Origin of the sequence: Raineyella sp. W15-4 (genome assembly GCF_033170155.1) — a bacterium.
Lineage (GTDB): Bacteria > Actinomycetota > Actinomycetes > Propionibacteriales > Propionibacteriaceae > Raineyella.
Map to the genome: position 1 here is coordinate 3,797,752 of NZ_CP137079.1, position 19,932 is coordinate 3,817,683.

At 69.5% G+C, this 19,932-nt stretch carries 15 protein-coding genes; 9 read left to right on the forward strand and 6 right to left on the reverse strand.

Annotated elements, in window-relative coordinates:
* The first annotated feature begins 24 nt into the window (after positions 1–24).
* The 3 genes from feoB to R0145_RS17595 all read left to right on the forward strand — a co-directional run bounded on the left by feoB (position 25) and on the right by R0145_RS17595 (position 4,452).
* Positions 25–1,902: a ferrous iron transporter B gene (gene feoB, locus R0145_RS17585; RefSeq protein ID WP_317840271.1), complete on the forward strand. Its 1,878-nt coding sequence runs from the start codon at positions 25–27 to the stop codon at positions 1,900–1,902.
* A complete protein-coding gene (locus R0145_RS17590; protein WP_317838245.1) occupies positions 1,899–2,528 on the forward strand; it encodes a NifU family protein in 630 nt (209 codons plus the stop codon). Before feoB ends, R0145_RS17590 begins: the two co-directional genes overlap by 4 nt.
* Before the next feature lie 163 nt (positions 2,529–2,691).
* Positions 2,692–4,452: an ATP-binding protein gene (locus R0145_RS17595; RefSeq protein WP_317838246.1), complete on the forward strand. Its 1,761-nt coding sequence runs from the start codon at positions 2,692–2,694 to the stop codon at positions 4,450–4,452.
* Positions 4,453–5,011: 559 nt separating this feature from the next.
* Here the strand turns inward: R0145_RS17595 and R0145_RS17600 are convergent.
* Both R0145_RS17600 and R0145_RS17605 read right to left on the reverse strand, forming a co-directional pair.
* A complete protein-coding gene (locus R0145_RS17600; RefSeq protein ID WP_317838247.1) occupies positions 5,012–6,571 on the reverse strand; it encodes an amino acid permease in 1,560 nt (519 codons plus the stop codon).
* A gap of 296 nt (positions 6,572–6,867) precedes the next feature.
* A complete protein-coding gene (locus R0145_RS17605) occupies positions 6,868–8,217 on the reverse strand; it encodes an FUSC family protein (protein WP_317838248.1) in 1,350 nt (449 codons plus the stop codon).
* A 206-nt stretch (positions 8,218–8,423) separates the two neighbouring features.
* Here R0145_RS17605 and R0145_RS17610 point away from each other — a divergent pair, with 206 nt between their 5' ends.
* Genes R0145_RS17610 through R0145_RS17620 form a run of 3 tightly spaced genes read left to right on the forward strand, consistent with a single transcriptional unit; the run spans position 8,424 to position 10,687 of the window.
* Positions 8,424–9,659: an FAD/NAD(P)-binding oxidoreductase gene (locus R0145_RS17610; protein WP_317838249.1), complete on the forward strand. Its 1,236-nt coding sequence runs from the start codon at positions 8,424–8,426 to the stop codon at positions 9,657–9,659.
* A gap of 1 nt (position 9,660) precedes the next feature.
* Entirely contained in the window at positions 9,661–9,975 is a 315-nt protein-coding gene (locus tag R0145_RS17615) for a TusE/DsrC/DsvC family sulfur relay protein (protein ID WP_317838250.1), read from the forward strand.
* 49 nt (positions 9,976–10,024) lie between these two features.
* Positions 10,025–10,687: a DsrE/DsrF/DrsH-like family protein gene (locus tag R0145_RS17620; protein ID WP_317838251.1), complete on the forward strand. Its 663-nt coding sequence runs from the start codon at positions 10,025–10,027 to the stop codon at positions 10,685–10,687.
* 181 nt (positions 10,688–10,868) lie between these two features.
* Here the strand turns inward: R0145_RS17620 and R0145_RS17625 are convergent, their stop codons facing one another.
* The gene (locus R0145_RS17625) at positions 10,869–12,269 is read right to left on the reverse strand and encodes a class II fumarate hydratase (protein ID WP_317838252.1); all 1,401 of its coding nucleotides are present in this window, start codon (positions 12,267–12,269) and stop codon (positions 10,869–10,871) included.
* Between the two features lie 86 nt (positions 12,270–12,355).
* On the opposite strand from R0145_RS17625, the gene R0145_RS17630 reads away from it, so the two are divergent.
* Positions 12,356–13,153 carry a universal stress protein gene (locus R0145_RS17630; protein ID WP_317838253.1) on the forward strand — a complete coding sequence of 266 codons (798 nt, stop codon included), beginning with the start codon at positions 12,356–12,358 and terminating at the stop codon, positions 13,151–13,153.
* Between the two features lie 42 nt (positions 13,154–13,195).
* Here the strand turns inward: R0145_RS17630 and R0145_RS17635 are convergent, their stop codons facing one another.
* A complete protein-coding gene (locus tag R0145_RS17635) occupies positions 13,196–14,368 on the reverse strand; it encodes a pyridoxal phosphate-dependent aminotransferase (RefSeq protein WP_317838254.1) in 1,173 nt (390 codons plus the stop codon).
* Between the two features lie 22 nt (positions 14,369–14,390).
* Here R0145_RS17635 and R0145_RS17640 point away from each other — a divergent pair, with 22 nt between their 5' ends.
* Both R0145_RS17640 and R0145_RS17645 read left to right on the forward strand, forming a co-directional pair.
* Positions 14,391–15,653: a hypothetical protein gene (locus R0145_RS17640; RefSeq protein ID WP_317838255.1), complete on the forward strand. Its 1,263-nt coding sequence runs from the start codon at positions 14,391–14,393 to the stop codon at positions 15,651–15,653.
* Positions 15,654–15,914: 261 nt separating this feature from the next.
* Positions 15,915–16,826, forward strand: coding sequence for a DUF5134 domain-containing protein (locus R0145_RS17645; RefSeq protein ID WP_317838256.1), 912 nt, complete (start codon positions 15,915–15,917; stop codon positions 16,824–16,826).
* Between the two features lie 54 nt (positions 16,827–16,880).
* On the opposite strand, the gene gap is transcribed toward R0145_RS17645, so the two are convergent.
* Both gap and R0145_RS17655 read right to left on the reverse strand, forming a co-directional pair.
* Positions 16,881–17,885, reverse strand: a complete 1,005-nt coding sequence (gene gap, locus R0145_RS17650) for a type I glyceraldehyde-3-phosphate dehydrogenase (protein ID WP_317838257.1) — start codon at positions 17,883–17,885, stop codon at positions 16,881–16,883.
* Between the two features lie 104 nt (positions 17,886–17,989).
* Positions 17,990–19,924, reverse strand: a complete 1,935-nt coding sequence (locus tag R0145_RS17655) for a solute carrier family 23 protein (protein WP_317838258.1) — start codon at positions 19,922–19,924, stop codon at positions 17,990–17,992.
* Positions 19,925–19,932 lie beyond the last annotated feature (8 nt).

Here is a 19,932-nt window from a genome sequence, read left to right on the forward strand (position 1 = left end):
GAGGGCACCCCGCGGATCGCCCTGGTGGGCAGCCCGAACTCCGGCAAGTCCACCCTGTTCAACGCGCTGAGCGGCCTGCACGCCAAGACCGGCAACTACCCCGGGGTCACCGTCACCCGGTACGAGGGCCTGACCCAGACCCCGGCCGGCCCGGTCATCGTGGAGGACCTGCCCGGGGCGTACAGCCTCGACCCGATCAGCCCCGACGAGCAGGTGGTCGACGAGGTCCTCGACCCGGACTGCGACCGGCCCACCTCTCCGGATGCGGTGCTCGCCACCGTCGATGCCACCACACTGCGTCGTTCGCTCGGGCTGATCGCCCAGGTGCTGACCATCGGCCTGCCGACCACGGTGGTCGTCACCTTCACCGACGAGCTGGCCCGCCGCCACGGCCGGCTCGACCTCGTCGCCCTGGAGCGGGCGCTCGGTGTCCCGGTGCGCGGTATCGCCGCCGGGGATCCCCGCGCGGTCGGCGAACTGCGCGAGCACCTCACCCACGCCCGTCACTGGCCACGGCCGGTGATCCCCCCGCCGACCGACCCCGACGAGGTGAGCGGCTGGATCTCCTCGGTGCTGGCGTCCGCCGGCTACCGGGTGCCGGACCTGGACACCCGGAGCCAGAAGATCGACGCCGTGCTGCTGCACCCGGTGTGGGGCACGATCGTCTTCTTCGTGACGATGTTCCTGTTCTTCCAGGTGATCTTCACCGTCGCCGCGCCACTGCAGGACCTGGTCCAGTCGTTCTTCGACTGGCTGGCCGGGCTGGTGCAGACGTACGTCCCGGACAGCTGGCTGACCGGGCTGCTGAGCCAGGGCATCATCGGCGGCGTCGGCTCGGTGCTGGTCTTCCTGCCGCAGATCGCCCTGCTGTTCATCGTCATCTCGCTGCTCGAGGGCACCGGCTACATGTCCCGGGCGGCGTTCCTGATGGACCGGGTGATGGCGCGGGCCGGGCTGGAGGGCCGGGCGTTCGTCGCCCTGTTGTCCTCGCTGGCATGCGCGATCCCGGGCATCATGGCGACCCGCTCGCTGCCGAGCGCGAAGGACCGGCTGGCGACCATGCTGTCCGCGCCGCTGATGACGTGCTCGGCCCGGCTGCCGGTGTACGTCATGCTGATCAGCCTGATGGTGCCGGCCGACGTACGGTTCGGGCCGATCGGGGCCCAGGGCGGGGTGATGTTCCTGCTCTATCTCGGCGGCGCGATCGCCTCGATGGGCACGGCCTGGTTCTTCAGCCGGGTCACCGGTCGGCGGCAGGGGCAGCTGCCGTTCTACATGGAGATGCCGCCCTACCGGTTGCCGCGGCTGGCCACCGTCTTCCACGCAGTGTGGGACGCCTGCGCGGCGTTCCTGCGCAAGATGACGACGATCATCCTCGGCGCCACCATCGTGCTGTGGCTGCTGCTCAACCTGCCGACGCCGTCAGCCGCACAACTGCAGCAGGCCGGCATCGACCCGGCCGACTCCGGTGCCGTCGCCACCTACACCTTGGACCATTCGGCCGCCGGCGCGATCGGCCACGCGATCGAACCGGTGTTCGAGCCGCTCGGCTTCGACTGGCGGATCAACATCGGCGTGATCTCCTCGCTGTCGGCCCGGGAGACGTTCGTCGCGACGATGGGTCAGGTCGCCGCCGCGTCGGATCCGGAGAATCCGGGGACCGCGCTGGAGACGATGACCGTCGACCACGGTCCGCGGGCCGGTGAGAAGCTCTTCACGCCGCCGGTGGTCGGGTCGCTGATGGTGTTCTTCATGTTCGCGCTGCAGTGCATCGCGACGATGGCGGTGATGCGCCGGGAGACCGGCACCTGGAAGTGGCCGCTGATCGCCTGGGTCTACATGTTCGGCCTGGCGTGGGTGATGTCGTTCCTGACCCACCTGGTGCTGGGCGCGGTGCTGTGAGCCCCTCCCCCGCCGCCCCGACTGTCGCCGTGCATCCCGAGGCCACTGCCGATCCGCGGACCATTCGCTGGGTCGTTCCCGCGGGAACGTTCGACTTCGTCGGCGCCCCACGGGTCGTCCCCGGGGCTCTGCAGGCGCTGCTCGACGACGGGTCGCTGAGCGCGATCGCGGTGGAGCCGGCCGCCGTGCTGACCACTGCGGGGGTCGGCAACCCACTGGCCGACCCCGCCGGGCCCGACCCCACCACTGACACCTCGGAGACGTGGCACACGCTCGGCGGCCCGGTGCGCCGGGCCCTGCTCGCAGCCCTGGCCGATCCCACCGACTGGCAGGCTGCGTCCTCCCTCGACGCCCTGCCCGGCGCGGTGCTGGCGGCGGCCGTCGAACAGATCATCGCCGGGGAGGTCGGGGCGTACGTACGCTCCCACGGCGGCAGCGCCCAGCTGGTGCGCGTCGAGGGCAGCGTGGCGACCATCGCCCTGGACGGCGCCTGCTCGGGCTGCCCCGCACGAGGAGCGACGCTGGGGTTGCGCTTCGGCCGGGCGGTCGAGGCACTGTGCCCCGGGGCCGAGGTCGTGCTCGAGGAGAACGGTGTGCCGCTGCTGTTGCGGTGGGGGCGACGGTAGCCGCGATCGCCTCGGCGTCCGGCGGGCTGGATTGCACGATCGGCCCGCCGCCGAGAGCAGGAGCACCTCACCCCACGCAGCCACGCCACCTCCGGCTCCTCCTGACGAGCGAGAACTCGGGAGGTCTGTTAGGATCTGACCCCTCAGGTCGAGGAGGTGGGTGGTGGAGGCAAGCCAACTGGGAGCGATCATTGCTGACCTGCGCCGCTTCGGAGCAGAAGTCACACAAGTCGAAGCCAAGCGCGCAACGGGGGGTGTCCCCAAGTCCCTGGCCGAGACTCTGGTGAGCTTTTCGAACAGCAACGGTGGAACGATTATCTTGGGCCTCGATGAAGCCTCCGGATTCCATTCCGTTGGTCTTGCAGATCCAGGAACCATTGCAACGGCGGTCGAGAGCCTCTGCAGAAACTCCATCACGCCACCCCTGACCCCTGTCCTCGACATCCTCTCGCTCGAGGGCGTGAGCCTCGTGGCCGTCCAAGTTCCAGAGCTTCTGAAGGCCCTCAAGCCTGCATACATAACTGCGAAAGGCATGAATCGCGGCGCATATGTGCGCGTCGGCGAAGGAGACCACCGTCTGACTGATCAGGAGGTACAGCAACTCGTCGCAGACCGGGGACAACCTCGATTCGACTGCGAGCCCGTGGATGGCGCAACCATGGACGATCTTGATCCTGAGAGCATCTCCGGATACGTGCGCAGGCTCCGCGAACGGAGCCCCAAGATTTTTGGCGATGCCGGAATTCCGGTCGTCTTGAGCATGACGGGAGTGCTGGAACCTCAGCCGGGCATCCGCCCCACCATCGGCGGCCTCTTGGCCTTGGGGCGATACCCCCAGCAGTTCTTTCCACAACTGAATCTCACTTTCGTCCACTACCCATCTACAGAAGGTCCGTCGGGCAGCGTCCGATTTCTTGACAACGTGACGATTGACGGCTCCATACCTCTGATGCTCACCGAGGCGATGGCCGCAATAGCTCGGAACATGACTCGCCGAGCCCTCGTCGCTGGAGCAGGACGAAAAGACCTCTGGGAGTACCCACTGGAAGCCTTACGAGAGGCCATCGCAAACGCCCTGGTGCACAGAGATCTCAGCCCCGGCTCCAGAGGTAACCAAGTCCAGATTGAGATGTTCCCCAACCACCTCAAGATCTCCAATTCCGGCGGCCTCTTCGGTGCCGTCACCTTGGAGGAACTAGGCACAGAGGGACGGTCATCCTCCAGAAACGCGACTCTCATGAAGGTCCTTGAGGACGTGACGATCCCCGACACAGACCAGCGAATATGCGAGAACCGCGGATCGGGAATCCGGGAGATCTTGGCCGCGTTGCGCGGAGCAGGAATGAGCCCGCCGAACTTCAGGGACCGCATAACATCTTTCGAAGTCGACTTTCCGAACCACACTCTGCTCGACGAGGAGACCCTCACCTGGTTGCGCCAGCTTGGACGTGAACAACTCCGTGAGAGTCAGGGCACAGCTCTCGCCATCATGCGCCGCGGCGAGATCATGGACAACACCCGCTACAGGGCCGCCACCGGAATTACCGACAGTCGCGTCGCCACATTCGAACTCCAAGATCTCGTGGCACGCGAGCTTGTGACACAATCTGGAACGCGAGGTGGAGCGAGATACTCTCTATCACCGTACGCGGAGGATGCCGGTAGGCCCGGCACCCGGAAACCACGGCCGAATCGGAGAGCCCAGATCAGCGAATACCTGTCACTGACAGGCGAGGCTTCAAAGACGGAGATCAGTAGCTCCTTGAACCTCAATCCGAAGACAGTGGAACACTGGCTCCGGCAGATGAAGGCCGAGGGATCAATCGAACCGACGTCCCCGGGACGCGGGAATCGATCCACGAAGTACCGCATATCATCACGAAACTATCAGGTGGAATTGCCGATCTCCTCATCGCGGCCTTGATTTATCTGCTGGTGAGGGCGTACGTTCCGCCATATCGGCGTGTTCCAGTATAATAGCTTGAACGCATTTTGAATTTGGAACGGCGAGGCGAGGCCGGCCGCGTGGCGCTGCCTACCTCGCCGTCCAGCCCGCGGCCTGGCCGATGAGACGTTTCGTCCTCCCGATGAACTTCGGTGCAGGAGGTCCTCACGGTCGACCTGCCGGACGGCGCCCTGGCGGGTTCGGAACTGGCAGCCTTTCGGCACGGCGCCTCCGTTCGCCCGCAACAGTCCTGATCCGCGGCCCCACCGACAGCCGTCAGGAGTCCATCGCCCGGGGACGCCTCCGACGCGAACGCCGACGGGACGATCGCCGTGCGCCCGGCCTTCTGGACCGCGGAGCTGGTCAGCGGTGCCACCACGACTCAGCCGTTCATGGTGCGCTGCTGGAGGGCGACCCCCGACTGACCGCGATCGCCCGCGACAAGGAGATGTCCCAGAGCGACTGGACCTGACCGGGCGCGACGACATCCCACCTGGCCCGGAGCGACACAGCGTGTGCTCCGGGCCAGGCTTCCTGACTACCTCACCGTGACGGAGACGTCGTCATCGGGGTTCTCGAAGAACTCGTCATCGCCGTAGCCCTCTTTCTCGGGATCTCCGTGGAGACCGCCGGTGATGGCGTACTCCTCTTCGGGTGAGAGCACCAGCTGCTTGCGCCCGAACACCGCGAAGAGCACCAGTGCGGCGACGTACACCACGACGACGGTGTAGATGGCCGCGGTGTAGGCCGGGTTGAGCAGGACACCGACGAAGATCGCCAGGGCGATCACTCCGGCGACGACCGCCCCGGCGATGCCGAACGGGCTGGTGTGGGGACGCAGGGCATCCGGGAACCGTCGGCGCAGGATCACGAACGACGCCATCTGCAGCAGGTAGGACAGCACCGCGCCCCACACGGCGATGTTCAGGACGACCGAGCCGGCCTGCTCACTGCCGTACCCCACGACGAACAGCGACACGAAGCCGATCAGCGCGCCCACGATCAGGGCGAGATAGGGGGTCTGGCGCTCACCGGTCAGGGAGAGGAACTTCGGGTAGTAGCCGGCCCGCGACAGCGAGTACATGTTGCGGCCGTAGGCGAACATGATGCCCTGCACCGAGGCGAGCAGGCCGATCAGGGCGAAGGCCGACAGGATCGCCGCGACGTTGCCCGGCATGATCGCCCGGAAGCCGTCCAGCAGGGGCTCCAGCGACGAGCCGGTGGCGGAGGAGCCGAGCACCGCCGGGTTGAGGAAGAGCACGATCGCGCCGGTGATGACGAGGGTCAGCATGCCGCCGCGACCGGCGCGCGGGATGTCGCGCTGCGGATCGTGCGCCTCCTCGGCGGCCAGCGGCAGCTCCTCGATACCGAGGAACAGCCACATCGCGAAGGGCATGGCGAAGAAGACGGCCCCGACGCCGAACGGCAGGAAGACCGAACCACCGGCCTGCGGCGTGATGTCCCACAGGGTCGAGAAGTCGGCCTTGCCGGAGAACACGGCCATCGCGGCGTAGACGACCAGGATCGCGACGGACATGATCGCCACCACGACGGCGAAGCGGAAGGACGCGCTCGCGCCCGCTGCATTGAGCAGGACGAAAACGACGTAGAGGACCAGCCACCACACCCAGGACAGGCCCATGCCGATCAGGCTGAAACCGCCGGTCAGCTCCGCCATGATGGCGTCCGCGTACTGGGCGGAGAAGAAGATGACCACGCCCGTCGTCATCACGTACTCGATGGTCTCCGCCAGACCGGTGACGAAACCGCCCCACGGTCCCATCGCGGCCCGGGCGAAGGAGTAGGCGCCACCGGTGTGCGGCATGGCCGAGGCCATCTCGCTGATCGACTCGATCATCATCACGTACATGACGACGATCACCACGGTCGCGATCGCGAAGCCACCCCACCCGGCCGTGGCGATGCCGCCGTTCCACCCGGAGAAGTTGCCGGAGATCACGGCGGCGACACCGATTCCCCACAGTCCCGCAAGTCCCGCGGTGCGCTGGAGTCGGCGCTTGTCGAAGTAGTCGGCGTCTGCCTTCTGATAGGTGACGCCCGAAACCGCGCGGGTCCCAGGGCCGGCATCGATGGACATACGCATCCCTTTCTGTCATCGGGCTTCGGTCACCGGATCGGACCGAGGCCCACAGGGGTGCCCGACAACGCGACGGCGGGGGGCTGGACGCTGCGGGGCTCCGGGAAGACCCGGATATCCACGCATGCTAGGAGCCGCCGGAGGGCCGATCGCCGCCGAAAGCCCCGATTCATCAGGCTTTAACGCCCCGAAGCCAACCTCTTACCTGCGGGTTACCTGCGGGCTTACGGACGGACGCGAATCCGTAACAGACCCCCGTGGGCAGGGCTGCCCGGCCCGGCGGCCCGCCCTCAGCCTCACTCCTCGATCTTCGGCAGTTCCGAGGTCTGCAACGACGCGTCCGGATCGATCCAGCCCTCCCCGTCGGGCCGTTCGGCCGGGCGGGCGAGGATCGGGATCACCCGTGGCCAGACGCCCATCGCGCGATCCTCGGCCAGCCGGTCGGCGGTCCGGAGCCGTTCCTCGGCCTCCAGTTCGCTGATGATCTGGTGCAGCACTCCGAGGATCGACCCCCGCAGCAGCCACAGCCCCTGTTCCCGGGCCGGGTCGACGGTCATCAGGTCGGTCAGCATCGCCCGGGCCTCCCCCACCTGGGCCAACGCCTCATCGAGTTCTCGTTCGGCGGCGGCGCCCGCGTGGGTGATCGCGGCCGTCGGGGTCCGCCGATCGGGCCGCCCACCCTCCACCTCGGCCTCGACGAACTGGCCGTAAGCCGCGATCGCCTCGGCAAGGATCTCCAGCACCCAGGCGAACGCGGGCCGGACGTCCTCGCCGTACCCGTCGTCGGGGGTCTCCCGCACCGGCGCCTCCATCGTCACCACGTGCAGCAGGTTGCGGATGTCGAGGACGATCCGCTCCATCGTCCCGGCGCCGAGTTCCAGCACCGGCCCCACATCGGTGGTGCCCAGCGCCCGGGCGTTCATCCGCCGCGCCTCCCGCGCCTCGGTCACCGCCGACCCGGCCCGGGCCACCTGCCCGCTCAGTGACCGGGCATCGGCCAGCCAGGACGCCGCCCGGGCCTGGGTGATCGGCTCGGACCGCATCGACTCGGCGACCCGGGTCAGCAGGTTGGCGGTGCCGCCGGCCGCCCGCCGGACCAGTCGCGCGGCCAGTCGGGAGGGCACCGGCGAGGGCAGCACGACGACGAAGAGGAAGCCGATCGCCGCCCCGATCAGGGTGGTGAGGATCCGGTTCTGCACCGCGACCTCTTGCCCCTGCACCGCGAGGATCAGCATCGCGCTGATCGGTGTCTCCAGGGACTGCTCGCCGAGGTGGAAGACCTTCGCCGAGCCGAGCGACAGCGCCACCACGATCGCCAGGCTCCACCAGGACAGCCCGACGAACTGGGAGACCAGCACGGCGAGCATCACCCCGGTGACCACCGCACCGATCCGTACGACCATGCTGCGCAGGGTGCCCAGGTTGGTGCCCTGGACGACCAGCAGGGCAGTCAGCGGGCCGGTCAGGTCCGGCGGGCCCTGCACGATCGGCATGCTTGCCAGGTAGGCGATCACGGTGGCGGTGGTCAGCCGCAGGATCCACACCGCGGTCGGACGCAGGCGTGCGGGCACGTCGCGCCAGTGGCGCGGGTGTGAGGGCCACAACCGTGCCAGCAGCGACCATCCGAGTGCGCCCAGCCGGGACATACAGCCAGCGTAGTGGGCCCCGTCGACTCGGAGCCAACCCGGGGACCCACGGAACGACGCGGGATGGCACGCGCCAAAGGATCTGTCCGGGAGGCCCTCCGTGACCCGTGACCCGTCATCGCGCGGCACCGACAGTGGGCTCGATCACCTCGACAACTTCTACGGAAGCGGTAGTACTCACATACCCCGACGGGTATCCTGACCGCATGAGACGGCTCCTCATCCTCGGTGCCGGTACCGCCGGCACCATGCTCGCCAACATCCTCCGTCGCGAGCTCACCGAAGACTGGGCGATCACCGTGGTCGACAAGGACGACGACCACCCGTACCAACCCGGTTACCTCTTCATCCCGTTCGGCACCTCCACGCCCGAGCGGATCGTCAAGCCACGGACCCGGTTCCTCCCCCGGGGGGTGGACTTCATCCAGTCGGGCATCCGCACGGTCCGGGCCGACGACGACCAGGTCGACCTCGAGGACGGCCGGGTGCTGGCGTACGACTGGCTGCTGATCGCCACCGGCACGGTGCCGCGGCCCGACCTCACCCCGGGGATGGCCGACGGCCCGCTCTGGTACAGGAAGATCTTCGACTTCTACACCCTGGAGGGCGCCACCCGGCTGCACGACGCCCTCGAGGCGTTCCAGGGCGGCAAGATCCTGGTGCAGCTCACCGACATGCCGATCAAATGCCCGGTGGCGCCGCTGGAGTTCGTCTTCCTGCTGGAGGACTACTTCCGCAAGCGCCGGATCCGCCACAAGGTCGACATCACCTACGTCACCCCGCTGGACGGGGCCTTCACCAAACCGGTCGCGTCCCGGGAGCTGGGCAACCTGCTCACCGACCGCTCGATCCGCCAGGCCACCGATTTCGCCGTGGAGCGGATCGACAACGACCGGCAGGTGATCGTCTCGTACGACGGCCGGGAACTGCCCTTCGACCTGCTGGTCACCATCCCGCTGCACACCGGCCAGCAGTACGTGTTCGACTCCGGCCTCGGCGACGACGCCGGCTTCGTCCCGGTCGACAAGCAGACCCTGCGGTCCACCGCGTACGACAACATCTTCGTGCTCGGCGACGCCAGCAACATCCCGACCTCGAAGGCGGGGGCGGTGGCGCACTTCGCGGTCGAGACGTTCGTCCCCAACTTCCTGGCACTGATCGACGGCAAGCCGATGCCGAACCGCTTCGACGGGCACGCGAACTGCTTCGTCGAGTCCGGCCGCGGCCAGGCGCTGCTGCTCGACTTCAACTACGACACCCAGCCGCTGACCGGCACCTTCCCGCTGCCGGGCGTCGGCCCGCTGAAGCTGCTCGGCCGCTCCCGGATGAACCACCTGGGCAAGCTCGCCTTCGAGCAGATCTACTGGAAACTGCTGCTGCCCGGGCACCGGCTGCCCGTCCCGACCCTGATGTCCATGGCCGGCAAGCACGAGGAGGATTGACGTGCCCACCAACACCCTCAACGACCGTACGTTCCAGGTGAACGACGAGGGCTTCTTCACCAATCGCGACGAGTGGAGCGAGGACCTGGCCACCGACCTGGCCGCGCTCATCGGCATCGAGATGGACGAGGCGCACTGGGCGCCGATCCGCTTCATGCGCGAGGACTCCGCGACGTCCGGCGTCACCCCCACCCTGCGCCGGATGCAGACCGTGGGCGGCTTCGACATCAAGGAGCTCTACCTCCTCTACCCCGGCAAGCCGGCCAAGAAGATGGCCTGGATCGCCGGCCTGCCCAAGCCCGTCGGCTGCGTCTAGTCGGCACCATCCCGTCGACCACGATCGACCGACGGATCAGGAGAACATCATGACCACCACGGAAGCACGCACCGCTCCCGCCCGGATCCCCGACGGATTCATCATGCCGGACTTCGGCCGCGTCCCCGCCCCGGCCGGCGCGGCCACCGGTCCGGCCGGCACCACCGCACCCGCCGAGGCGTACGCCGCCGGCACCCCCACCTACACCGGGCCGCGCAAGATCGCGTTCATCTGTTCCAAGGGCAACCTGGACATGGCCTACCCCGCGCTGATCATGGGCAACGCCGCGCTCAGCGAGGGCTGTGAGGTGCACATCTTCTTCACCTTCTGGGGCCTCGACATGGTCAACCAGAAGACCAACAAGAAGCTGCAGTTCACCATCTCCGGCAACACGGCGATGCACATGCCGGCGCTGGGCAACCTGAGGCCGGGACTGGAGCATGTCTCGCTGCCCCAGCAGCTCGGCGGGCTGCCGGGGATGAGCGCGTACGCCACCCGCTACTTCAAGAAGGAGATGGCCGAGCTCGACATCCCCGACGTCCCGGAGTTCCTCGACCTGATGGCCGCCCAGGGCGCCCACATGTACGCCTGCCGGTTGACCTTCGACATGATGAAGCTGCTCGAGGCGGATCTGCACCCGGCCGTCGAGGGCGTCATCTCGGCCTCCGACTTCATCGTGATCAGCGAGGGGGCGCAGGTCATCTTCATCTGAACCGGGGTCTCTCCGGCCGGGCCGGCCTGCTCCGACGGCGTCCGGCGCAGGCCTTGTCCCGGACGCACCGCCCTGTTCCGGGCGTACTGCTCCCACGCCGGGCACCGGCCCACGCCGGACACGGGCTCAGCCGAACGGGCGGCTCACCCGAACGGGCGGCTCACCCGAACGGGCGGCTCACTCACTCCGGCCGTACGGTCATCGCCAGCACGTCCAGCGCCTCGTCCAGCTGCTGCTCGGTCAGCAGGCCCTGCTCGACGAAGCCCTGCTCCAGCACGACCTGGCGGATCGTCTTGTTCTCCTTCAGCGAGGTCTTGGCGACCTTCGCGGCGTTCTCGTAGCCGATATAGCGGTTCAACGGGGTGACGATCGAGGCGGACGACTCGGCGTACGTCCGGCAGCGGTCGATGTCAGCGACGATCCCGGCGACCGTACGATCCGCGAACAGCCGTGACACGTTGGCCAGCAGCCGGATCGACTGGAGCAGGTTGTTGCCCATCATCGGGATCATCACGTTGAGCTCGAAGACGCCGGTGGTGCCGGCGTACGCCACCGCCGCGTCGTTGCCGATCACCTGGCCGCCGACCTGGATCATCGCCTCGCAGAGCACCGGGTTGACCTTGCCGGGCATGATCGACGAGCCGGGTTGCAGGTCGGGCAGGTGGATCTCCGCCAGGCCGGCGCGCGGGCCGGATCCCATCCAGCGGATGTCGTTGGCGATCTTGATCAGCGACACCGCGATCGTCCGCAACATCCCGGACGCCTCGACCAGCGCGTCGCGCGCCGACTGGGCCTCGAAGTGGTTGCGGGCCTCGCTCAGCGGCAGGTCGGTCTCCCGGGCCAGCTCGGTGATCACCTTCTGGGCGAAGCCGGGGCGGGTGTTGATCCCGGTGCCGACCGCGGTGCCGCCCAGCGGCAGTTCGGCGACCCGGTCCAGGCAGGCCCAGATCCGTTCGATGCCGAGGTTGATCTGGGTGGCGTAGCCGCCGAACTCCTGGCCGAGCGTCACCGGGGTGGCGTCCATCAGGTGCGTACGCCCCGACTTCACCACGGTGGTGAACTCCTCGGCCTTGCCCGACAGCACCGTCGCCAGGTGCTGCAGCGCCGGGTAGAGCTGGTGCTTCAGGGCCCACGCGACGGCCACGTGCACCGCGGTGGGGAAGACGTCGTTCGACGACTGGGAGGCGTTGACGTGGTCGTTGGGGTGCACCCGCGTGCCCAGCCGGTGCGAGGCCAGGGTGGCCAGTACCTCGTTGGTGTTCATGTTGGAGGACGTGCCCGACCCGGTCTGGAAGACGTCGACGGGGAACTCGCCGAGGTGGTCCCCGGCGATGATCTCGTCCGCGGCGTCCCGGATCGCCAGCGCGGTGTCGGGGTCGAGGACCCCCAGGGAGCGATTGGCGCCGGCCGCCGCCTTCTTGACCCGGGCGAGGGCGACGATGAGAGCGGGTTCGAGGGTGCTGCCGGAGATCGGGAAGTTCTCGACGGCGCGCTGGGTCTGGGCCTGGTAGAGCGCCCGGGCGGGCACCTTCACCTCGCCCATGGTGTCGTGTTCGATGCGGTAGTCATCGGTGTCACTCATGGCACCAGTCTCTCCCCTGGTCCCTCGGCCGCATCCCCCGGCCCGTACGACCCCTCCTGCGGCGCCTGGCCTCCTAGACTGGGGCCATGTCCGAAGGCACCGCCGCTTCCCGTCCCGTCGTCGTGGGTTACGACTCCTCCGAGATGGCCTGCCGGGCGGTGATGTGGGCCGCCGGCACGGCCGATCGGCTGGGGCTGCCGCTGACGGTGGTGTCGGCCCGCGAGAACGAGGCGGCGCCGACCCGCAGCGCCGAGGCGGTGCAGCGGGTGCACGAGACCCACCCCGAGCTGCCGGTCACCGGCCTGGACCCCACCGGGTCGGGCGCCGGGGTGATGGTGCGGGCCGGCGACGAGGCGGCGATGCTGGTGCTCGGCAACCGCGGCCGGGGGCGGATCACCTCGGCGCTGCTCGGCACTGTCTCGATGACCACCGCCCAGCATGCGGCCTGCCCGGTCGTCATCGTCCACGGTGACGACGTCACCGACCGGGCCCCGAGCTCCGTCGTGGTGGGGGCGGACGGCTCGACGTCCAGCACCGCGGCACTCGACTTCGCCCTCGACCTGGTCGCCGACGGTGGCACCGTCACCCTGCTGCTGTGCTGGTCGACGATGCCCCAGGACTCGACCGACCCGATCCCCGCGGTGGCCCACGCGATGCTGGAGCAGACCCTGGCGGGGCGGACCAAGCCGGGGGTCACCATCGACCTGCAGCCGCGCCCCGGCCATCCCCGCGACGTGCTGATCAAAGCCAGCGAGCAGGCCGATCTGCTGGTCGTCGGCCGCCGCGGTCAGGAGGGCTTCAAGGGACTGAAGCTCGGCAGTGTCGCCCAGCACGCGCTGTACGGGGCGAAGTGCCCGGTCGCGGTGGTCACCCCCGGGCGCTGACGGAGGCCCGGCACGCCGGTCCGCGTCACGCCGGGGTCCGCGTCACGACAGGCCGGCCTGGAACGTCCGGATCCGGCGCACCGCCTCCGCCACCGCGGCCGCACCGGCGGACAGCGACAGCCGGACCGTCCGGTCGCCGTGCACCGCATCGAAGTCCAACCCCGGGGTGACGGCGATCTGCTGGTCCTCCAACAGTGCCGCGCACCACTCCCGCGAACCGGCGTACCGCCCGAGCACCGGGCTGATGTCGGCGTAGACGTAGAACGCGCCGTCGGGTGGCGCCACAGTGCCCCAGCCCAGGTCCGCTTCGAGCAGCACCTCGCGGGCGGCGGCGAAATCGGCGACCGCCCGATCGGCCGCGGCGTACGCCTCGGGGGTGAACGCCTCCACGGCCGCCCACTGCGCCGGGGTCGGCGCGCAGAGGAAGAGGTTGCCGGTGAGCCGGTCGACCGGATCGACCAGGTCCTCGGGCAGCAGCATCCAGCCGAGCCGCCAGCCGGTCATCGACCAGTACTTCGAGAACGACGAGACGACCACCGCCGAGGGGTCGTACGTCCAGGCGCACTCGCCGCGGCTGCCGGTGAAGCTGATCCCGTGGTAGATCTCGTCGCTGATCAGCCGGACGTCGTGCTCCCGGCACCAGGCGGCGAGGGCGGCCATCTGCCCGGCGTCGAGCATCGTCCCGGTGGGGTTGGCCGGCGAGGCGAGCACCACCCCGGCCAGCGGCGCCTCGGCGTGGGCAGCGGCGAGCAGCTCCGGCGTCGGCTGGAAGCGCTCGGCCGGGCCGCAGTCCAGCTCGACCACCTCGCAGCCGAGCGCCCGCAGGTCGTTGGCGTACGCCGGGTACGTCGGCCGCCCCACCGCCACCCGGTCCCCGACGTCGAAGCAGGCCAGGAAGGCGAGCAGGAACGCCCCGGACGACCCGACCGTCACGCAGACCCGCGCCGGATCGACGTCCAGGCCGTACCAGTCGGCGTAGTGCCGGGCGATCGCGGCCCGCAGCGGCGCGATCCCGAAACCCGGCGTGTAGCCCAGATCTGTCCCGTCGGTCGCCACCCGGGCCAGCCGCTCGCGGACCGGCCGGGGAGCGCCCTGGCAGGGTTCGCCGACGCTGAGCAGCAGAACCTCCTGACCCGCCGCCTGCATCGTGGCAACCTTCTGTTGGATGGTCATCACCTCGAAGGCGTGGATGCCCGAGCGCCGGGAGATCTTCATGCACAGACCTTAGACCCAGGGGGTGAGGATGCGGATCGACGAACTGGTCACCACCGTCGACGCCACCGTCCGTGCCCTGTCGGGCCGCCTGCTCCCCCGGCCGAGCGATGCGCACCCGACGCTGCTGGCGATCGCCGAGACGCTGGGCGGACCGCCGCACGAGGTGCACGGGCCGCAGACGCGGTTCCGCTGGCTGCTCGACGAGGTGATGGTCGAGGTCGGGGTCGACCGGTTCTTCGACGAGTGGGAGGTCGGTTTCCGGGCCTTCCCGTACGAACCGGACGTCAGCCGGCGGGAGCAGGAGGCCTTCGCGGCGGCCACCCCGGACCTGTCCCCGCCCTACCTGTGGTCGTTCGCCCCGGCCGAGGGACCCGGGCGGCCGTGGCGCCCCGGCCCGTTCCTGCTGCCGAGCTGGTCGGACGTGGCGACCGAGATCGGCTTCCTGCTCGCCCTGCTGCCGGCCGATCTGGCCACCGTCCCGCCTGCCTGGTTCCACCAGCCGGTGGTGCTCGGCAGCAGCCTCGGGGGGCGGGTGGTCACCGCCCGGGCCGAGCCGGACGGGCTGACGATCACCGTCGACGGCCTGGAGGTGGCTCTCGATCCCGATCAGGCGCGGCGCGCCGGCAAGGTCATCGGGCGGGTCTGGGCGACCGCCTACCAGGACCACCGGCCCGGCGACCTGGTGATCGGTGTCACCCCCACCAGCCCGCCGTTCCAGCTGCTGCCGACCCCCGGCGGCGAGCTCCCGGCCGGGCTCGACGGGGTGTCCGCACCGGAACGCCGGCCCGAGCCGGCCACCGTCATCGATCTGCTGCCGTTCACCGCCCAGCTCCCGCCCCACGAGCAGACGCCCCGGCCCGGCGGGACGTACGTCGCCGCGTACGCCTCCCCGCAGGAGGCGGTCGGGCTGATCGACGAGGTGGTCCGGTCCGGGGTGACCCCCTTCGTCGAGCACCACGAGCTGGTCGCCGCCGCGAACCGCTACGGCATCCCCGAGCTGCAGGCCGGGGCCGGCTGGCGGGTCCGGGTGCGCGCGGGGACCATCGACCTCACTGTGCTGGACGCCTGGCGGGCGGCCGCGGCGGTCCGCGACTACACCCAGGAGTTGCTGACCCTGCTGGACGAGGCGTACGGCGAGCCGTGGGGCTGCGCCGGCGATTCCCGCGGCCGGGTCAACCGGACCTGGCGGATCGACGACCTCGCCGTCCGGGCCGGCTCGGCCGGGACCGCGGTGGTGATCGAGGTGACCCGTTTCGCCGACCTGATGGTCTACCACTTCGGCTGACCCGGCCCGCCCGGCTCCATCCGGCCCGCCCGACGCGCGCGTCCGGCCCGGCTGACGCGCACCAGCCCGACTCGTCCGCTCCCCGGAACGTCGGCCGGCCCAGCAGCGTTCCATTTCCGCTACTCACCGGGGGTATCGACAGGTCCGCGGCGGCCTAGCCTGAGTCCCTGTACGTCGTCCCAGCGTTGCCGTGTCCCTCCCACACGACTCGACCCGATGACACCTGTTCGTCCCGTCAGTCGTCTCCCCAGGAGGTCCGTCGTGTTCACGCTCGCCGACACACCGGTGAAATTCGTCGCCCTGCTCGTCCTGTTCCTCTGGTGCACCGCATGGTCCGTCTACGAACTCACCCGCCCCCAGGACCGCACCCAACGGGTGTCCAATGTGCTGCACCTGGTGATGTCCCTCGTCATGCTGATCATGGTGTCGTCACTGACCTGGAAGCCGTTCGCCGCCCTGATCCCCGGTCCGGCACAGATCGCGGTCTTCGTCCTCGCCACCGCCTGGTTCATCGGGCTGGCGGTGACCCGACGCGCGAGCCGCGGTCACTACCTCGGCCACGCCGCGATGTTCGGCGCGATGGCCTGGCACCTGACCGGCATGGTGATCAAGATGCCGCTGATGAGCGCCGGCATGCAGAGCACCGGCTCGGGCATGGGCGGCATGAACGGCATGGGTGGCATGCAGCACGGCGGCTCCGGCATGCCCGGCGCGAGCACCGGCATGGGCGGCATGAGTACCGGCTCCGGCCTGACCCCGCTGGCCGAAGCCTCCCAGCCGGGCGGCTCGGTGTGGATCGTCGCCCTGGTCGGCATCCCGTTCATGGTGTACCTGCTGGTCGCCGCGGTCCGCGACCTCGTCACCGCCGTACGCCCCACCCCGGCCGGCCACGGGCACACCACCGGGCACCATCACGCGTCGGTGCCCGCCCAGACCCTCGCCGTCGCCGACACGGACGGAACCGAACACATCACGACGCACACCGCGCACGCCACCCAGACCGTCGAACAGCCCCAGGCCTCGGTCGCCACCTGTCACGAGGTGCGCCCGACCGGCTCGGTCACCTTCCGGCTGGCCGCACTGGCCGGTTTCGCGATGAACTTCGGGATGTTCTGGATGTCGACCGGCCTGCTGACGCCGATCCTGCCGTGGATGAAGCTGCTGGCGTTCTGAGCCGGATCGACACCGTACAGTCAGTGGCGCCGGACGCTCAGAGCCACCGTACGGTCAGAGCGCCTGCCCGATCCGCTCGGAGAACTCAACGAGCCGGTTGGAGAAGCCCCACTCGTTGTCGTACCAGCCGAGCACCTTGACCTGGCGGCCGACGGCCTGGGTCAGCGGGGCGTCGAAGATCGACGAGTGCGGGTTGCCGACGATGTCGTGGGAGACCAGCGGCGCCTCGGAGTACTGCAGGACGTGGCGCAGCCGGTCGGAGGCGGCGGCCTCACGGAAGGCGGTGTTGACCTCCTCGGCGGTCGCCTGCTGCTTCAGCACCACGGTCAGGTCGGTGATCGAGCCCACCGGCACCGGCACCCGCAGGGCGAAACCGGTCAGCAGGCCGTCGAGCTCCGGGATCACCTTGCCGATCGCCTTCGCGGCGCCGGAGGAGGTCGGGATGGTCGACACGGCGGCGGCCCGGGCGCGGCGCAGGTCCTTGTGCGGGGCGTCGTGCAGGCGCTGGTCACCGGTGTAGGCGTGCACCGTGGTCATCAGGCCGGTCTCGATGCCGAAGGTGTCGTTGAGCACCTTGGCGAGCGGGGCGAGGGAGTTCGTCGTGCAGGACCCGTTGGAGAACACGTCGCTCGCGGTCGGATCGAGGATGTCGTCGTTCACGCCGAGCACGAAGGTCGGCACATCGCCCTTGGCCGGGGCGGAGACGATCACCTTCCGGGCGCCACCCTTGAGGTGCGCCAGCGCCTTCTCGCCGTCGGTGAACCGGCCGGTCGACTCGATCACCACGTCGGCGCCGACCTCACCCCACGGGATGGCGGTCGGGTCGGCCTGGGAGAACACCTTGACGGTGGCGTCGCCGACCCGCAGGTCGCCGCCGTCCACCCCGACGCCGTCGAGGTGGCCGCTCACGGAGTCCCACTCGAGCAGGGTGGCCAGGGTGCCCGCGTCGGTGAGGTCGTTGACGGCGACCACCTCGACGTCGGCGTTGTTGGCGAGCGCGGCGCGCAGGTAGGTGCGCCCGATCCGGCCGAATCCGTTGATGCCGATGCGTACGGTCATGCCCGTACCTTTCTGTGAAGTTCCGGTGGCGCGGGCCCCATCCCCGTGCCGGGGGACGACTTCAGCCTAGCCACGTCCCGAAGGCCGGAACAGGCCCGGCCTGCTCAGCTGAGCTGCTCGAACTTCCGTGCCCAGGCCGACCGGATCGGGTTGGCGTCGGCCACCAGCGCGTCGAACCGGGCGTCGGCGATGTGGCCGACCTCGGCGACCGCGGTGACCAGTTCGCGCGCCGGGGAGCTGGCCACCCGGTGCCAGCCGTCGCCGACGAGCTGGTCCCGGCTGGCCAGATTGGCCAGGCTGACCACCCACGGCATGCCGTGCTTGTCCCGGTACGCCTGGCTGAGCGCGGCGATCTCCGTACGGTCCCGGTCGTCGAGGCGATCACCGGCAAGCGCGAGCGATCCGGTCTCCTGCAGGGCCCGGACGTCCGCGGTGGCCTCCTCAGGGTCGGTCAGCACCAGCTCGGCGATGTCGTGGTAACTGTCGATCAGCGCCCGCTGTTCGTCCGGCCCGGCGGACAGCACGACCTGCTGGAACGCCTCCCGCAACTCCTCGGTGCTCTCGAACGGACGGTCCTCCCAGGCCCGGGCCACCGGCCAGGTGACCGGGAACAGCCCACCGAAGGCGGCGACGAACTCCTCCTTGCTCATCGCGTTGACCTCGTCGAGACGGACCGGCCTGCCGTGCGCCACCGCGACATCGGGACCCTTCTGCCGCCCGACATGGAAGAACAGCAGGTTGAGGACGATCGCGACGATCGAGCCGAGGGTGACGCCGGAGCCGAAGAGGATCTGCAGCCATGCCGGCACGGCCTGGGCGATCGTCGGCTGCAGGGTGACGAGCATGGCCAGCCCGATGGAGGTGGAGACGATCACCGCGTTGCGGTTGTCGTGCATGTCGACCTTGCCGAGGGTCTGGATGCCGACGACGGCGACGTTGGCGAACATCGCCAGCGAGGCCCCGCCCAGCACCGGGGCCGGGATGGCGGCGACGATCGCGCCGGCCTTCGGCAGCACGCCGAGGATGATCATGATGACGCCCGCCGCGGTGACCACCCAGCGGGACTTGACCCTGGTGAGCCGGACCAGCCCGACGTTCTGCGCGAAGCAGGTGTAGGGGAACGAGTTGAGCACGCCGCCGAGGGTGGTCGACAGGCCGTCGGCGCGCAGTGCGGCGGCGATGTGGCGCGGGGTGATCCGCCTGCCGACCACCTCGCCGGTGGCGAAGACGTCGCCGGTGGTCTCCACCGCGGTGATCGCCATCACGATGATCATCGAGATGACACCGGTGAGGGAGAACGCCGGCCAGCCGAAGAAGAACGGCGAGGTGACCCCGACCGGGGCGGCGCTCGCCACCCCGGAGAAGTCGGTGTGGCCCAGCACGGCCGCCACCCCGGTGCCGAACACCAGCCCGATCAGCACCGAGATGGTCGCCAGGAAGCCCTTGAAGACCCGCTGGACCAGGACGATCACCGCCAACGTGCCCAGCGCATACAGCAGGCCGGGCACCATCGCTGCCGGGTCGCTCTCGCCCCAACGGACCACGTCGCCGGCCGCCACACCGATCAGCGTGGTGCCCATCACCGTCAGCAGCGTGCCGGTGACGACCGGCGGGAAGTACTTCAGCAGGCGGGCGAAGTACGGCGCCCCGAAGAACGTCACCAGACCGGCGATGATGATCGACCCGTACACCGCGGCCAGGCCCTGGGTACCGCCGCCGGAGGCCAGCCCGATCGCGATGATCGGCGACACGGCGGTGAAGGTCACGCCCTGCAGCAGCGGGAGGCGTACGCCGATCCGCCGGCCCAGCCCGGCGGACTGGATGATCGACGCGATGCCGCAGGTGAACAGGTCGGCGTTGATCAGGTGGATGGTGTCCTGCTGGGAGAGCCCGAGGCCCTGCGAGATGACCAGCGGGACGATCACCGCGCCCGCATAGAACGCCAGGACGTGCTGGACGCCGAGGACCGTCAGCTTCGGGAGCGGCGGGACGGCGTCGACCGGGTCGACGGGCCGCGCGGGGGCTGTCGTGGTTGTCACGGACCGAT

What these genes read in the sequence shown, in the direction of transcription:
- R0145_RS17625 (WP_317838252.1), bottom strand. Translation starts at nt 12,269, where the DNA reads ATGAGTGACACCGATGACTACCGCATCGAACACGACACCATGGGCGAG.
- R0145_RS17605 (WP_317838248.1), bottom strand. Translation starts at nt 8,217, where the DNA reads ATGTCCCGGCTGGGCGCACTCGGATGGTCGCTGCTGGCACGGTTGTGG.
- R0145_RS17620 (WP_317838251.1), top strand. Translation starts at nt 10,025, where the DNA reads ATGACCACCACGGAAGCACGCACCGCTCCCGCCCGGATCCCCGACGGA.
- R0145_RS17630 (WP_317838253.1), top strand. Translation starts at nt 12,356, where the DNA reads ATGTCCGAAGGCACCGCCGCTTCCCGTCCCGTCGTCGTGGGTTACGAC.
- R0145_RS17635 (WP_317838254.1), bottom strand. Translation starts at nt 14,368, where the DNA reads ATGAAGATCTCCCGGCGCTCGGGCATCCACGCCTTCGAGGTGATGACC.
- R0145_RS17610 (WP_317838249.1), top strand. Translation starts at nt 8,424, where the DNA reads ATGAGACGGCTCCTCATCCTCGGTGCCGGTACCGCCGGCACCATGCTC.
- R0145_RS17600 (WP_317838247.1), bottom strand. Translation starts at nt 6,571, where the DNA reads ATGTCCATCGATGCCGGCCCTGGGACCCGCGCGGTTTCGGGCGTCACC.
- gap (WP_317838257.1), bottom strand. Translation starts at nt 17,885, where the DNA reads ATGACCGTACGCATCGGCATCAACGGATTCGGCCGGATCGGGCGCACC.